Below are 17,070 nucleotides of genomic sequence, written 5' to 3' on the forward strand. Positions count from 1 at the left end.
ACTGGTGATATATGCAACTTCAATCGAGGAATTTTTATTTTTTAAAAGAGCATGATGAATCACTGGAAAAACTTGGTGCACTTGCTGAGTTATATTTTGTAAATGATCCCAACACATCACTAATAAAACTTCGTCAATTTGCTGAAATGTTGGCCAAATTTATTGCTGCAAAGATTGGTCTTGAAGATGTTTACAGAGAAAATCAAGTAGATCTTTTAAATAGACTAAAACATAAAGGTGTCCTTTCTGATACTGCACTAGATATTTTTCATTCGATCAGAAAAGCTGGGAATAAAGCCAGTCATGGAACCTTTAATGATCATGCTACTATTCTAGAGCTTCTTCGTATGGCCCAAAAAGTTGCAGTTATGTTTCATAAGGCAATGACCAAACAGGATAAATTTGATCCAGGCCCATTTGTCCCACCTTCTGACCCGTTTAGTGAAAATAAAGATTTAAAAAATGAAATTCAAAAGCTTAGAGACATTGCTAATAAGCGACTAGGAGAAAAAGAGAAGCTTCGTATTCAGCTAGAAGAAGAACGGTTAAAAGTTGATTCTATCAGCGAGTTCCAAAAAGAATGGGATAAAGCTGGAACTGAACTAGATAATAAGCAAAGTGAAATTGATTCAAAAATCAAAACTATCCAAAAAGCAGCTTCAAAAGAATCATCTGTAGAAAGAAAGAAGCTTGAAGAACTATTCTTTAAATCAAGTAATCTCGATCTAAATGAAGATGAAACTCGTCGCATGATTATTGATGGAAAGCTTCAGCTTAGAGGCTGGGAAGCTGATACCAAGAATATTAGGTTCTCTAAAGGTACACTACCTGAAAAAGGACGAAACCTCGCCATTGCTGAATGGCCTACCAATAATGGTCCTGCTGATTATGCATTATTTATAGGTGAAAAGTTAGTTGGTGTTGTTGAAGCTAAAAAATGGAAAACTGATGTTGCAAAAGATTTAATGCAAGCAGAGCGATACTCTTCAGGCATTAAAGATGAAGACAAAGAATATATCATCAACGAATGGGATTCATACCGAGTGCCTCTTGCTTTTTCTACTAACGGCCGTGGATACCTTGAACAAGTTAAAACGAAAAGTGGTATTTGGTTTAGGGATTTGAGGCTAAAAAGTAATCTTGCTAGACCACTAACAGAATGGCCAACTCCTAGAGAGATTGAGGATATTCTCAAATATGACGAGGAAAAAGCGAACTTTGACCTAAAAAATGAAAATATAGACATCCTTCCACTACGTCGCTACCAAAAGCAGATGATAGATGTTGTTGAAGAAGCAATACTAAAAGGTGAAAGAAAAGCTCTTGTCGCTATGGCAACTGGTACAGGAAAAACCAGAACAGCAATTTGTTTAGCCTACAGGTTAATTAAAACTAAAAAGTTTAATCGAATCCTCTTCCTAGTAGATAGAACTTCTCTGGGTGATCAAGCAAAGGATAGCTTTGAAGAATTAAAGATCGATGGAGGGAGAACTTTTGCTGAAATTTATAATATCGAAGGACTTGATAAAATTGAACCAGAACTAGAAACGAAAGTGCATTTTGCTACAGTTCAAAGCTTAGTTAAAAGAATACTCTATCCTTCTGATTTAGAAGAAATTCCTTCTGTTAGACAGTATGATTGTATTATCGTAGATGAGTGTCATCGAGGATATACGCTAGATAAAGAACTAAGTGAACATGAGTTTACTTATAGAAGTGAGCAAGATTTTATTTCTAAGTATCGTCGTGTTATTGATCATTTTGATGCTGTTAAAATAGGTCTTACTGCAACCCCTGCAAAGCACACCAATGATATTTTTGGAAAACCACTTAAGTTTTATACTTATTCAGAAGCTGTCGTTGATGGATTCCTTGTTGATCATGAGCCACCTATCGTGATCAAGACCAAGTTATCAGAAGAAGGAATTAAGTGGGAAAAAGGCGACGACGTTCAAGTGTATGACCCAGAAGATGGGAATATTGACGTAATCAATATGGAAGATGAAGTTAAAATTGAAGTAGAAAACTTCAATAAACAAGTCATAACCGAGAACTTTAACAAAGTAGTTGTCCAAGAACTCATTAAACATCTTGAGCCTCTTGAGAGGATGAAAGGAAAGACACTCGTTTTTTGTGCAAGAGATGATCATGCCGATATGGTCGTTAATCTTCTTAAAACAGAGCTAGAAAAAGAATATGGAGAAGGCTCAATCCCTAATGATTTAATTGTTAAAATTACTGCTACTGCAGACAGACCAAAACAATTAATTAAAAAATTTAAAAACGAAACCTATCCAAACATTGTTGTAACTGTAGATTTGTTGACAACAGGTATTGATGTTCCAGAGATAACAAATCTTGTCTTTTTAAGACGTATAAGATCAAGGATTCTTTTTGAACAAATGCTTGGTCGTGCCACAAGACTTTGTGAAGATATCGATAAAGATTCATTTAAGATTTATGATGCCGTTGGAGTTTATAATAGTTTAAAAAACTTCACTAGCATGAAGCCAGTTGTAAAAAACCCAAAGGTCTCATTTGAAGAATTAGCTGGTGCTCTTGATGATGTAGAACAAGATGGTGCAAAGAATGAAATCGTTGAGCAAATTCTAGCTAAGTTTCAGGCCAAGAAGAAACACCTTAAGGGTGAAGATCTTGAAACATTTAAAGCTTTGACCAAAATGGATCCTAGTGAGTTTGTCGATCATCTTAAAGAAAAGAAAGGTCGAGTCCTTTTCGATGAAGACCTTGCAAAATTTTTGGATAGATTAAGAGCTGAAATTACTCCTGTTCTTATCTCAACGCACAATGATGAAGTAACAGAAGTTTCAATTGGTCTACCTGATGGAAAAGAGGTAAAAGATTATCTATCAGAATTCAAATCCTATATAGTCCAGCATGAAGAAGATCTACCTGCTTTAAAGATCGTTTTAACGGCTCCTAGAGACCTTAAAAGGGATGATCTTAAGAAGCTTCAAGCTACACTTATGGCCGCTGGATTTGGAGAGAGAACTCTTGATGCCGTTCACAAGGAACTATCTGGTGAAGAGATGGCTGCTTCAATTATTGGCCACATCAGAAAGGCCATGGATAAAGATATTTTAATACCATTCAATGAGCGTTTGCATGAGGCATTGGATAAATTGAAAAAGAAACACGACTTCAAAAAAGGTCAACTTATTTGGTTAGAAAGAATTACTAAGCAAATAGAAGCTGAAAAAGTGGTTGATCGTGATTCTCTAAACTCAGGAATCTTCAGAACTGAAATTGGAGGATTTGAAGGACTTAACAAAATTTTTGAAGGAAATTTAGATTCAGTTCTAGGTGAACTACATGAATACATTTGGCAAAGAAAATCAAAATAGATTTATAAATATAAGGAAATGATAAATGACAAATTCAATTGATATCGTATCGAAACTGTGGAAGCTCTGTGATGTTCTTAGGGATGATGGTGTTAGTTACCAAAACTACGTGACAGAATTAACTTACATTCTTTTCCTTAAGATGTTAGCAGAAAAAGGCCAAGATAAGAGACTCCCTGAAAGATTTAGATGGGAGCATATTTCAAAGCTTGATGGAACTGTTCTTTACGATGAATATCGTCAGATGCTTCTCTCTCTTGGTAGTGGAAAAGATGAAAAAGGCAATACTATTAAAATTGATGAAAAGATCATGATGATTTACTCTAATGCTCAAACATCAATTAAGAAGCCAAAGCACTTACACACTATTTTTGAAACATTTAATAATCTTGATTGGTATTCAGTAGATAAAGATCATTTTGGGGATCTTTATGAAGGCCTTCTAGAGAAAAACGCCAATGAGACCAAAAGTGGTGCTGGCCAATACTTTACTCCAAGACCGTTAATTGACAGCATGGTTAAGCTCATGAAGCCTAAATTAGGAGAACTAATTCAGGATCCTGCGGCAGGAACTGCGGGTTTTTTAATAGCAGCAGATACCTATATTAAAAGTCACAATGACATCTTTTCCTTAAAAGAAGCTCAGTATAATTTTCAAGTCAAAGACGCATTTTATGGTATGGAAGTAGTTCATGATACTCATCGTCTGGCAATGATGAACATGCTCCTACATAACATAGAAGGTGACCTTAAATACGAAAGTACTTTATCATCTGCTGGAGCTGAATTAAAAAAAGCCGATCTTATTCTAACGAACCCTCCTTTTGGGGCATCAAAAGGAGGTGGAAGTATTACTAGAGATGACTTAACGATTAAAACCAATAACAAACAACTTTGTTTTTTACAGCACATTTATAGAAATCTAAAACCTGGTGGAAGAGCTGCTGTAGTTTTACCAGATATTATCGACAAGCATGGTGCTCAAGTATTTGAGGACTTAATGAATAAGTGCAATCTACATACTGTATTGAGATTACCAACAGGGATTTTTTATTCACAAGGAGTAAAAACAAATGTTCTCTTTTTTACTAAAGGAGTAACAGAGGTAAACAATACATCACATACATGGATTTATGACTTAAGGTCAAACATGAAGTCATTTGGAAAAACAAACCCTATAAAAGCTGAAGACTTCTATGAGTTTGAAAAATGTTTTGGCGACGATCCTTGTGGAAACAGCCCAAGAGTAGATTTAGGAGAAAGTGGAAGATTTAAATGCTTTAGCATTGAAGAAGTGCGTGCAAATAAATTTAACTTAGACATTAATTGGCTAAATTCATCAAATGGAAATCAGTTAAATGAAGAAGATCTTCCTACTTTACTAGAACAAAATACATCTAAGCTTGAGTCTATTCTTAATAATTTTGAAGAAATAGTGGATGAAATTAATTCATCTGAGAGTGATAGAGATAAAAACAATTGGGTGCAAACTATTATGCAATATATAGGAAATTGGGGAAGTGGAGGTACACCTCTACGTAGTAAAACTCAATATTATGGTGGAAGTATTCCTTGGCTTAAAAGTGGTGATCTAAATAATGGACTTATAACACAAGCTGATGAATTTATAACTGAAGAAGGATTGAAAAATAGCTCCGCAAAAATTCATGCAAAAGGCAGTGTCTCGATTGCAATGTATGGAGCGACTGTTGGGAAAATAGGTCTGCTTGATCTTGATGCTGCAACAAACCAAGCTGTGGCAAGTATTCAAACAAATGAAGAAATTTGTAACAACAAATATCTTTTTTACTACTTAATGAGCCAGAAAGAAGAGTTAATTAAAAAAGGAAAAGGAGCCGCACAGCCAAATATTAGCCAAGAGATTCTAAAGGCACATCCAATTCCTCTGGCTCCACCAAACGAACAAGATCATATTGCTTCAATATTGGAGGAAAAAATAGAAACATTTGTTCAAATGGAAGGATATTTAAAAGAGGTTTTGTCAGATATCGCCACCATAAAGGAGCTTTATTTAAAGAAAGCTTATAATGGCGATTTCACATTAAATTCGGGAGAACCATCTGTTGAGCAAAAATTAAACGAGATTATTGGAAGTAAACTAAATAAAAAAGAAACAGGTAAGAAGAAGTCGAGAAAAAAATAATGCAAGTTACAAAGCCTCATATTTTTTCTTCTGATAGACCAATCTCCCAATGCTCAGAAGATTTATTAGATAGAGCTAAATTTTCAGCAGAATTGGCAAAGTCTATTTCAAACTGGGAAGAAAAAGATAGTCTTGTTTTGGCCATATACGGTGCTTGGGGTGATGGTAAATCTTCTGTAAAGAATATGATTAAAGAGCGATTAAGTGAGAAAGAAAATAATCGGTCTGTTTCAATACTTGAATTCAATCCTTGGCAGTGGGGAAATTCGGAGAAAATAACTAAAGCATTTTTTGAGGAATTAAGCAGTAGCCTTAAAGAAAGTGATGACAGACAAGAACGAAAAATTGGGCAAAAATTAGAGCTATATTCAAAATATCTAGCTTTAAGCGATGATTTAATAACTAAGATTAAAGATTGGCTACAAAAGCTACTGCTATCTCTTGGTTCTGGAGGGTTACTATCAGGATACTTTTTTGAAGAGCAAGCCAAAAAAATAATAATTGTGTGTTCAATAGTGGTACTAGTACTCTCTCAATTGATAGATGTGATTTCATTTGGTGTAAATTGGCTACTCAAGCTAATAAACCTTAAGAAAACAAATGGCTCCACTCTTGATTCTCGTAAGAATGAAATAAAGATAGAGTTATCAAAACTGGATCGTACTGTTGTAATTGTCCTAGACGATATTGATAGGCTTTCCAAAGAAGAAACAAGAATATTATTTAAGTTAATTAAAGCAAATGCTGATTTCCCTAATATAGTCTATTTAACTTTTTTCCAAAGGGATATTGTAGAAAACAGTTTAAATGAAGACTCTATCTATGCAGGCAAAGACTATTTAAAAAAGATCATTCAAGTTGGATTTAACCTACCTCATTTATCTAGATCGAAAGTTCATTCAATTTTATTTAAAAAGCTAGACGAACTTCTGTCTATGTCACAATTAGATAAAAATTTTGAAAAAGGACGTTGGTCTTCAATCTTTAATGGAGGACTTGGACAATATTTCAATAACCTTAGAGACGTTAATCGTTTTATATCTACATTTACTTTTCATTTTGGAATCTTAAAAACAGATAAAACTTATGAGATTAATTTCATCGATCTTGTTGGACTTGAAGTCTTAAGACAATTTGAACCAAATATTTATACAGCAATTCATTCCAATAAAGATGCTTTTACAAAAGATTCATCTAGTGGGTATGAGCATGAACGTACTCGATATAAAGAGATAATTAATAATGTAATTGATAAAAATGAAATTGGTGACAAAGAAATAATCCAAACGATATTTTCAGAGTTGTTTCCGAATGTAAAATGGGCCTACTCTAATTATTCTAGAAATATTCATGAGGAGGATTTTCAAACTCTTAGGGTTTGCCATCCAGACATTTTTGATCGCTATTTCTTATTAAACCTTCCTGAAGGCGATTTATCTAAATCTGAATTTGACTACGTTCTTTCAATTACAAACGACGAGGAAGCTTTATATAAATACCTGATAGATCTAAATTCAAGAGGACTTCTTGAAACATTCATAGATAAATTTGAAAACTATAAGCAAGTAGTTGATAAAGAACATGCTGTAGATTTTGTATCTTGTATGTTTAGGATTGGTGATATTTTATCCGATGAACACGAAGGTTTTTTTCATACATCCCCAGTTGTACATGTTCAGAGAATTATTCACTGGTACTTTAAAAAACAAGACTTTGGAGACAATAAGAAAGATCTATATAAAGAAGCTCTCAAAAAGACAAAAGGTATATTCTTACCATTAGATGCTATCTATTCAGAGATAATTACGAGAAAAGAGGATCAGTATCCTGATAACTACGTTTTTTCTGAAAGTGACTTTGATGAGTTAAAAGAGATAGCTGCACAAATAATAGAGCGAGTTCTGAAAGATGAGCAACAGCTTGTCACCAATCGACATTTCCCTAGAATCCTTCACTGTTGGAAGCTTCTTGTAAGTGAACAAGATATGAAGGACTGGTTTAATAAATATATAGCCACAGATGAAAACTTGTTATTCTTCCTCTCTACGCTTGTGTCAAAGTCTTTTTCTTCATCTGGTTATGAAACAAAGATTGAGCATCACATTCACAATAATTGGCTGTCAGTATTCTTTGATGATCTTGAGGAGGTTTATTCAAGGATTCCTAATCTTGAAGCCTTGGCCCAAACAGATGATAAGAAAATCACAGTTAAAGCGTTAAAGGAAAGTGAGGATAAGTTGAGACATCCTGAAAAATATAAAAATAGATGGTAATTATGAAAATTATTGCCCTTTAAATATAAGGACTGTAAATGGCAAAAAGAAAAAGTAATCCGAGCCAAGTAAGATTAGAACCACCTGTGCTTGTAATTAGTCACAAAGAAGCAGAACAGAAAATACAAGACCGAATTAATAGTGGAAATGATCATTATAATCGGCAAATAAGCTCTGAGAAAGAATATGATGAGCTAGTTGCTGATATAAAACGATGGTCAAAGTATAATCATGAACTTTTAGTACGTATTTTTTCTAATGAATCAGTGGCTGAAGAGTACAGTAGATCTTTTGGGGGTTCATTTTTAATGAATCAATCTTGGAGGTATTGGTTAGACAAAGAGAAAGAAAGTATTGCAGACAAAGTGAATAGATTAAAGGCTATCAAGGAGAGATTAGAATTAATACCTTCGAATATCAAAAATGATGAGGTGCCTACATCATCTCGAGGAATTGATCCTAATAATAGACAAATCTTTATTGTGCATGGTCATGATAATGAGGTTAAAGAAACTGTAGCAAGAGTTTTAGAAAAAATTAATTTGGAGCCAATTATTCTTCATGAGAAAGCAAATGAAGGAAGAACTATCATTGAAAAATTTGAAGATCATTCTGAAGTTGGGTTTGCGATTATTCTTCTAACTCCCGATGATCAAGGATATGCAAAGAGTTCACCAGAAAAAATATCAGATCGAGCACGGCAGAATGTTATTTTAGAGCTAGGTTATTTCCTTGGAAAATTGGGAAGAAGTAGAGTGTGTGCATTGTATAAGGCTGGAGTTGAAATTCCCTCTGATATGAGTGGAGTTCTTTATGTTCCTTATGATGGCTCAGACTCTTGGAAATTTGCCTTGGCGAAAGAAATAAAAGCTGTCGGTATAGACATAGATCTCAATAAGTTAATGTAATAGAGGGGCAATATGAGTGATCCTATCTCAACAACATCAGGAATTGTTACAATCTTACAATCAGGATTTCAGTTTCTAGAGTATGTTAAAAGTTTAGCTGGTAGTGATGTTATTTCGGCAGTCTACAGATGGGATGGAACTCTTGTTGAAGGAAGTTCAAAAATACCATTAAGAATCCAATTTGATGAAAGTAAAACTACATGGTGGTATTGGGTAGAACGTCTGGAAGATTATACCTTTGTTAGGTTTCCAGTGGTTTCATCGTGTTTACAAGAGATACCTGGCCAACGAGGCGATGAGCAGACTACAAATGCAGATTATTGGAGATGGGTTCCTGTCAATATGCCTGGTACTATTGTTGGTGGGAATAGCAACTTTAAAAATATTATGGTTGATTTTATGATTATAGGATATCGAAAGAAAGCTCTAATTAAGCAATTCACCTCATAGATACTTTTAAGTAAATATCTACGTAGTTCGATAAATCCTCCAGTATTTTAATAACCCCAATGAGATCACAATGTAAAATCAATACCTTGTTCGATCATTTCCATTACACTGGTTCGATAATCGACCACTAGTGGGCACCATTTAAAAGCAGATACAAGATGACCGATTTTGATACTAGATGGATAAAGTACTTAATCAACTTAATGAATTTTTAGAAAAAAACTCTCAAAAAATTTGAAGAACAAGGATTAATTCAATCATTTGAGTACAATTTTGAGTTAGCTTGCAATACGATCAAAGATTATTATGAGTCGCAAGGGGAGAAAAATGTAGGAAAATATTTCAACATTTAAAGACATATACAAATTCTCAAATTTATTCTTCGTTTAAATCTTGAAAGTAATGAGGGAAATGGGGCAAAGTATAATTATCTTTCTAAACAACTCACTTCATGAATATTATATTTTTTTATTTTTTTATTTTTTTATAATATTTATTTACTTATAATTTTTCTATGAAAATATTTTTACACATTTTTATTTTATTAATTATATCTTCTTCAAAGGTCTTTCCTATGATGGTTCAAAGTAATTACGATGTAGTAGCATGGTCAAAAACCAATAAACAATTACTTTTGAAATTAATTGAACATGGTCCTGAAGGAGGTTCCTTAACGGATTACATGATAATAGATTTTGATCAGAAAATTCTCAATGTTTACCACTTTACAAATACAATGAGTCCAGGTGATGGCTCTACTCCAGAATGGATTAAAGAAGAGAATTATAAAGAAGCTAGAAAAAAATTAGTTGAAAATATTAATAAAAATTTTGATAGTATAAAAATCAAAGAGAGCATTTTTTCTGGTATGTTTGCAAAAAAGAGAAATTTAAATATCGTAGCTGGATCATCGAAAGATAAACTTATCTTTGAATATGTACCAACTGAATCTTCTCTTTTTTCTAAAAATATTAAGATCAAATTGAAAAACAAAAAATCTGTCGAATTCATTGATAATAAGGCTCATTTAGATATGTTTGAATTGGAATTAAAAGATTTTTCGATTGTACTTGAACAAAGTTTAGTCTCAGTTTCACCTGATTATAAATACATATTTGCAAACTTTGCCATTAGGTACAATGATAGTGATTTTGCCACTCCAGGAACATCCAATTATCTTGAATTGAAGCATGGAAAAATAATTAACCTCGAATTAAAAACAATTGAATATTAAATTTAAATCTCATTCCTCACAAACTAGTGAATAATTCAAATGTACCAACAATCAATTCTTTTGGAATTAATCGAATCTAAATATATGGCAGAGTTTTATTACCTTGTTGCGGAAAGTTAGATATAGAGATCTATTCAAATATTGTTCCTTTGGTACAAAAGAAATCAGATCTTAAGAAAGTAAGAATATAATGAAACGCAAAACTTATACTTGCAATTAATCCACTACGAAAATTAATAACTATTGGGGCAATAAAAAAAGAGTTAGCGTGGAGAGAATTAGTGTAGAATAAAATTGGTTCATGCCAATATCATTAATACTTCAGGTTGTAATCGAAAAATTTTGTAATAAAATACATAAGAAAAAAGATATAGAGACTATATTACACTACAGAATTTGAATAATTCATGTATGCAGAAAAGATAAAGTAAAAACGCTGAATTAGATTGAAAACAAAAGGTGTGTGAGCAAAAAAAGAAAGTAATCTACTCCTGTACAACTGTCAGTAATGTTGAAAAACATGGAAATATTTTTAAAGTAATTAATTACAATAATATGTGGATATAATCGTTTCCATGAGAAACGAATTGGAGATGGTGTATAGTTTCCTACAGGCCCATATTGGTTATCAGAATTTTGAGTTGGTTGAACGAGGAAAAATAATACAATGAATGATCCAATTATTGGAAAGACACCCGAAAATATATACGCCCCTGACTGGCCAATATCGTGAAATCGTCTAAAACTTACAGCAAGCGCAGGAATATAAACGGCCAATATGTATCCTATAAAAATTGATTAAAGAAAATATAGACTGATATATGACAGATATTCCATATAAAGAGTTTATTACTGATATGTTAACGAGTTGAAATAATCAGAATTCCTTTCTTGTTGCTCGGCCGTTAAATAGTAAGTATTTCCCAACGAAAGATAGATATTCATTCATTTGTTATTTAATATTTTCACAGTATTAAAATTTCTAAAACATAAGGGTATTATCATGCATAAAAAAATAATAGGTGAATTGTAAAAAAAAAACATTGGAATGATAGAATTTCAAAAATGAAGTTTAATAAAAGAAAAATTATTTTAATCGATTTTAAGAAAATAACTAAATATGAGATACTTACCTAGTAAAAAGCATGAAGATGAATAAACCAAAATTAAGAATTACAAAAAAACACGTGGAAGATTTTTTGAAAAAAAATGAATATCAAATAACCAAATTACGTGATTTCGATGTTGCCCTAGAGTGTATTAAAAGACTAGGAAATTTTTACAGCTTTATGGATGAAGTTGAAGACATCCTAAGTCATGATTTTTTAATTGTGAGAAAAGCATCTACCGGGAAAATTAGACTATTTCAATTCGAAAAATCAGATATGTTTCTAAATTCTAACTTTCATGATTTAAGTAAGGAAGATGAAATTCTTCATATCTATAGAGGAAAATATCCTTTAGAGAAAGCACAGAAGATACATGATAAAATTGGCTTTTCCTCGATTGAAGAGTTTTTTTACGCAGTTTTAGATGAGATGTACATTGAAAAAATGTGTTCACAATCTAAGTTTTTATTTGAACAATTTTTTAAATATATAGATAAAAAATTTGAAATTGTTACCAATTCAGAAGAAATTGAGAAAACTGTTACTGAACTTATTCAATTGAGTTCACTATTAAGACCAGAGAATGCAAAACATTTGGAAGAAATACAAATTGAGTATAATTCAAAAATTACAAATCCAAGTATTAGACGAAAATATAAAAATGATGCCATTACAAATCTCAAAAAGGTAAAAATCAGTATTGAATTAAAAGATGTTTTTCAGCTAGTAAGCGATAATGTAGGTACAAAATTGGGAGAAGAGGTGTTTCAGCATATACTTTTACAAAGACCCAGAAAGTAAAAAACATTTTAAAGCCTAAACTTTCTCTAGGTATTCGTGAACTTGTTAATATTGCGAAATGTTTTATAAAGTCAAAAAATAATCTTCAATTAATATCGACGATAAATAACAGAGTGATGAGCACGGGTAATTGGAAGAAATCTCAAATAATTTCAGGTTGTTAATTGTCCTTGTATCACAGAAGGATGTTTTAGAATATAATTAGTATGGGTGCTCGTTGTCTTTGTTAACTTTAGTTTGCTATCAAAGTCAATTGAGAGCAACTCTGGATGGAGAATTTCAATGAGTGTAGGAAAAATTATTTATGTAGGAAATGATCAGGCCTATTGGTCTAACTTACAACAACGGTTCAAAAAATATTATCCTAAAGAGAACTTTGAGTTTAAAAATATTTGGTCTGAACATGAGCAAGATATCACAAATTTTTTCATTCAGATTAGACAGATTCAAGATATCCTGGTTCTATACTTAGATTTTTCAAGACACACAAGCGCAATGATTGGATTAGCTAAATACTTAAGATCGTCAACTCCACTAGATTTTATTCCGACGATTGGACTTATGGACTACCTTATTGAGCCATTCACGCTTAAAAGAATAATGTCAACAGGAATTCTCATAAATCATATCAAATCTGATGAAATTTCTAACGTGATATTTCATGGACTATATTTAACTGGTAAACCTTTTTCTGCACCAGTTCAGTTGGCCAGTGGGAAATTGGATAGGGAAGCTAGTGCAGAGTTTACTGTAAGATTTGGAAATATGTCTGTAGAGGGAATTCATGCTGAGTTTGACTATCCTTTTGAGGAAGGTAAGACATATGAGTTTTCATCAAATATAGATCCAAAAATTTCAGCAAAATATTTTAAGCTTGTAACTTGGGACACAAAAAATCTATATTATTCTCATGCGAGGGCCGGAGATTTTGAAACTGTATACAAATTGAGACCCAATAGTACCACTAAAGAAATGGATAAACTTGTGGGAGAAAGAGATCATCTTGTAAATTACCTTTCCGGATTAGATAGAACAAAGCACAAAGAAGAATACAACAACAAATCTGAACGTGTTGTAGTTTTAGAAAATAAAATGAAAAAATTATCTTCTACTATGGAACGTGAGTCTAAAGATGATATCATTGACCAAAAAAATTATATTACTAAATGGATTGAAAGTTCAATTGATACATCTTTCGTAAAAAGAACTAGAGTTCTAGCAATTAGTCCTACTTTGCACTTTTTGAATCATACGAGAAAACGTCCTGGACTTTATTTTTTTTCTATACGTTTTCATGCAGAACTTGATCCAAATAGAAATTACATTGAAGAAACGTTTCCACATATTATTGCATTAGAGTTTACAGACAAAAAAGACAAAGTAGAAACAGAAAAAAAAGAAGAAAATAAAGAAGAAGATACTAAAATTAAGACTTATGTAAATGAGGCGGCCCTCAATATTCTTATCAAACAGATTTCTCAAGTACAAGATTACAAACCGATTATTGTTGTCTATCAAACAAATCTAAGTTCGACTAATTTGAAAGAGGCCTATTCCTATGATAAAATTATGAGTACGACTGATGGAATTAGTTTGGATCACCAGATTCACAAATTTGCAAAAATGTTTGAAGCGAAGCATGTGCAGGAAGATAAGCTTAAAAAAAACAAAATGTACTATTTTTCTAAGATGGATGAATCTAGTTTTGCTGTTTATAAAAATAAAATTCAAATGCTAGAGATTTCAGAGTCTGAAGTTGTTCTAAAAAGTGAGGTTCCCTTGCCTATTGGTACCGTCTTACAGTTAACTGAACCAATCAATGTTCATTTGACAATAGTTCCAGATCATCAAAACAAGTTACAATCATCGAATAAAGAAAATATTTATTTATCCTTTATACATGGAATGGGAGAAATTGAAATAAAAGAGCTAAGACATTTTATCAATTCGGTATTCTTTGAAGAATTGGAAGCAAAAAAGAAATCCGAGAAAGAAGAATTTAAAAAACTGAATGAAAAAGTACAGCATGAGAAGACTTCTTCTTCTAAAAAAGATAATAGCGAAGAAGAAGAATAGTTCGTCTCTCTAGTTAAAGTGTAAATTTCTTTAGAATAACTCGAAACTCACTCCAATGGTCGATAGGGTATTGTTCAATATCATGTGAACTTACTTCTATACTTCCACCATAGGTTTCTATAAAGGTTTTAACTAGGGGGAGACCGTAGCCAGTGCCTTTTTCTCCATTTGTTCCTCTGCGGCTAGTGGTAGAGCTAGGATTAAATAACTGGTCTATAAGTTCTTGAGGAATACCTATTCCATAATCTTTTAATTCAAGCACAACTTGATTGTCCTGCTCGTATATTTTAAAAGTAATTTTACCATTTTCAGGGGTAAATTTGACCGCGTTTGTAAATAAATTTGCAAAAACCTGGTTTGTGATACTTCCCACTTCACATACCATTTCTAAGTTTAAATCATTGCAGATGACTTCATAATTTATATTTTTTTCATCTATGAGAGATTTTGTTAGAAATTCAATTTCATTAATCAGATCAGAAGATTTTATATGTCCTAATTCTATTTTTTTCTTATTGTCTTCAATTGAAAAGCGTTCTCGAGTATAGGTGAGAATTTCCTTAATTTTATCAAGAGATTTTTCTAAATTAGAAATCGCATATTGGGTTCTTTTATCAGGATTCTCAACCTTTTCAGCTAATATTTTGTGAAACCCTCTCGCAACAGATAGTGGATTGACAATATCGTGACAAAGAACTCTTAGAAAAGTAGCTTTTTCTTGATTCATTTCTTCAATTTGTTTTGTTTTCTTTGCCGATTCTAAAATTGTCTGGACTCTAATATTTAATACTAGGCCAGAGACAGAATCTTTACTTAGAAATTCATTGACACCCTCTTTGAATGCTTCTTGCAGTGCTTCTTCTGCATCATGAGAGGTACATATAATTACTGGAAGGTTACATATTTTTTCGTTAGCTCGTATCTTTTTCAAGAGTTCAATCCCTGAAATTTCTGGCATTTCAAGATCAGTTAAAACAAGATCAGGCGGAGAGGTTGTGATGGCCTCGTAAGCTTCTATTGGGTTCAAAAATGTCGTAACGTCATACTCGTTAAGCATGTGAGCAAATAGTTTCAGAAAAATCTGGGTATCATCAACAATGTAGACCTTCTCTTTCATAAATTTATTTTGCCTTAACAAAAAGTAGAAACATAGAGAAATAGCTTTAAGTTAATTTATCTGAAGGGATAGGTTATAAGTTATTTAAACAACTAGCTTACATGAGCAAAATAAATGGTCAAAAAAAACAACAACATATGAAGATTTCTATATTTTACACTTTTTTGTGCCCACTTTTGGAGCACTCATTTCAATTCCCTCTACTTTGTTGTTTTTGCAGAAAAATGAGACTTTAATACTGTCTTTAATGCCCCCTCCTAGTATGAATCTCGTTTCTGGATCTTTCCAGTTACAATAATAAGATAGCGAGTTTTCATTCATAAAAATGGGCATACTTTTGTGATAGCTTCCACAAGTTTGAGCGAAAAGACAGTCTTCTAAAACACTACCTTCTGTTTTGGCACAACTTTTTTTTAAAATGAATACTTCTGTAATTTTCTTTTCATTATTTTTATTCCAGTTCAGCGAACAAAGGGATTTGTATTTGGCTTTAGGGTAATTTTCATTACAGGCATAGAGACTAATTTGAAATAAAACAAAAATACATAATATATATTTCATTGGCCATTTATCCTTGCAAATTGCATCGATCCAATGCGGGTTAGCTTTTCGCAGCGAGCACCTGATCCGTTTGTATTATAATTACTTGACCAATAACAGACCTCTGTAATAATACCTTTTTGATTTCCATTATAGATTTTCCCATCATCAGTTTTAAAATGTGAAAAAATAGCTGCATGTCCAGCATAAAATACAGTTTCATTTCGATCTAATTTTAAAGCGTCAGTGGATTGTGGTATTCCTTTTGCAAATTGATTTTTGATTGTATCTGAAATGCTTTTTGGAGAATCTTTATAGGGAATTTCTATCCTAGCAGTTTTCCCTAATTCATAGTCGGCCGTAAATTTGATAAGATTTGCTTGTCCATAATCTAGATAAAATCGAGGAAATGGTTTTTTACATTCTAAAAGATGTAAATATTTTTTTTCAAAATCTGAACGTTGTTTTAAGATTTTAATGATGGCCAAGAAACTCGCTGTTGTGCAATTTGAAAGGTGGCATTTAGTTTGAACTCCGGTAATAACATCATTCATGGCCTGACATACTTTATTTGTTTCATTTCGTTTGAACCCTTGTCCCTTCTCAGAATTTCCTGATTTATAACCACAATTTGCAGGTGGGTCAGAAGATAAATTTTTAACTGAAAAATCATTTTCACTCACTTTATATACGCTTTCTTTCGGAAGGCCTTTTTCATATTCTTCTTTTGCAGTAAGCATAATATCTCGTTCTTTATTGGTTAAGTATTCACAATGATATTTGGGATTGACATAACCATCAACTATTTCAGCTATTTGACCACTTGAAATGATTGATGTTGTTTCTTTTGTACTTAGATTTTCATTATTACTACTGTTTTTTTTAACATCTTTTTTATCTTTCTTAACTGAAAAAAAGTCATAAAGCGGATTACTATATGTGTTTTTAAAATAAGAAGATTGTGCAATAAGTGAATCACATGGAGATAAGAAGAAAATTATGAGTAAAATATATGCAAATTTCACTTTATTAT

Annotated in this window: 13 protein-coding genes; 9 read left to right on the forward strand and 4 right to left on the reverse strand. The window is 32.2% G+C overall.

Annotation, left to right across the window (positions count from 1 at the left end):
* The first annotated feature begins 11 nt into the window (after nt 1-11).
* The 7 genes from hsdR (at nt 12) to H6622_13510 (ending at nt 10,394) form a co-directional block, all read left to right on the forward strand.
* Complete coding sequence (gene hsdR, locus H6622_13480) at nt 12-3,365, forward strand: type I restriction-modification system endonuclease (GenBank protein ID MCB9062528.1); 3,354 nt, start codon at nt 12-14, stop codon at nt 3,363-3,365.
* A gap of 25 nt (nt 3,366-3,390) precedes the next feature.
* The gene (locus H6622_13485; protein ID MCB9062529.1) at nt 3,391-5,529 is read left to right on the forward strand and encodes an N-6 DNA methylase; all 2,139 of its coding nucleotides are present in this window, start codon (nt 3,391-3,393) and stop codon (nt 5,527-5,529) included.
* The gene (locus tag H6622_13490; protein MCB9062530.1) at nt 5,529-7,802 is read left to right on the forward strand and encodes a hypothetical protein; all 2,274 of its coding nucleotides are present in this window, start codon (nt 5,529-5,531) and stop codon (nt 7,800-7,802) included. The genes H6622_13485 and H6622_13490 overlap by 1 nt, the downstream gene beginning before the upstream one ends.
* A gap of 308 nt (nt 7,803-8,110) precedes the next feature.
* Complete coding sequence (locus tag H6622_13495; GenBank protein ID MCB9062531.1) at nt 8,111-8,710, forward strand: nucleotide-binding protein; 600 nt, start codon at nt 8,111-8,113, stop codon at nt 8,708-8,710.
* Nucleotides 8,711-8,722: 12 nt separating this feature from the next.
* Complete coding sequence (locus H6622_13500) at nt 8,723-9,160, forward strand: hypothetical protein (GenBank protein MCB9062532.1); 438 nt, start codon at nt 8,723-8,725, stop codon at nt 9,158-9,160.
* A gap of 251 nt (nt 9,161-9,411) precedes the next feature.
* Nucleotides 9,412-9,513 (forward strand): hypothetical protein, encoded by a 102-nt coding sequence (locus H6622_13505; protein ID MCB9062533.1) that lies wholly within the window; start codon nt 9,412-9,414, stop codon nt 9,511-9,513.
* A gap of 161 nt (nt 9,514-9,674) precedes the next feature.
* A complete protein-coding gene (locus H6622_13510) occupies nt 9,675-10,394 on the forward strand; it encodes a hypothetical protein (protein ID MCB9062534.1) in 720 nt (239 codons plus the stop codon).
* Between the two features lie 441 nt (nt 10,395-10,835).
* On the opposite strand, the gene H6622_13515 is transcribed toward H6622_13510, so the two are convergent.
* The gene (locus H6622_13515) at nt 10,836-11,171 is read right to left on the reverse strand and encodes a DUF805 domain-containing protein (protein MCB9062535.1); all 336 of its coding nucleotides are present in this window, start codon (nt 11,169-11,171) and stop codon (nt 10,836-10,838) included.
* A gap of 374 nt (nt 11,172-11,545) precedes the next feature.
* On the opposite strand from H6622_13515, the gene H6622_13520 reads away from it, so the two are divergent.
* Nucleotides 11,546-12,304 (forward strand): hypothetical protein, encoded by a 759-nt coding sequence (locus H6622_13520; protein MCB9062536.1) that lies wholly within the window; start codon nt 11,546-11,548, stop codon nt 12,302-12,304.
* A 282-nt stretch (nt 12,305-12,586) separates the two neighbouring features.
* On the forward strand, nt 12,587-14,380 hold the full coding sequence (locus H6622_13525; GenBank protein ID MCB9062537.1) for a hypothetical protein: 1,794 nt from the start codon (nt 12,587-12,589) through the stop codon (nt 14,378-14,380).
* Between the two features lie 13 nt (nt 14,381-14,393).
* Here H6622_13525 and H6622_13530 read toward each other — a convergent pair whose 3' ends face one another.
* The 3 genes from H6622_13530 to H6622_13540 form a co-directional block, all read right to left on the reverse strand.
* Nucleotides 14,394-15,497 (reverse strand): HAMP domain-containing histidine kinase, encoded by a 1,104-nt coding sequence (locus H6622_13530; protein ID MCB9062538.1) that lies wholly within the window; start codon nt 15,495-15,497, stop codon nt 14,394-14,396.
* Nucleotides 15,498-15,644: 147 nt separating this feature from the next.
* Complete coding sequence (locus H6622_13535; GenBank protein ID MCB9062539.1) at nt 15,645-16,058, reverse strand: hypothetical protein; 414 nt, start codon at nt 16,056-16,058, stop codon at nt 15,645-15,647.
* Nucleotides 16,055-17,062 carry a hypothetical protein gene (locus H6622_13540; GenBank protein MCB9062540.1) on the reverse strand — a complete coding sequence of 336 codons (1,008 nt, stop codon included), beginning with the start codon at nt 17,060-17,062 and terminating at the stop codon, nt 16,055-16,057. Before H6622_13540 ends, H6622_13535 begins: the two co-directional genes overlap by 4 nt.
* Between the last annotated feature and the right edge of the window lie 8 nt (nt 17,063-17,070).

It is taken from the genome of Halobacteriovoraceae bacterium (assembly GCA_020635115.1).
Taxonomy (GTDB): Bacteria; Bdellovibrionota; Bacteriovoracia; order Bacteriovoracales; family Bacteriovoracaceae; genus JACKAK01.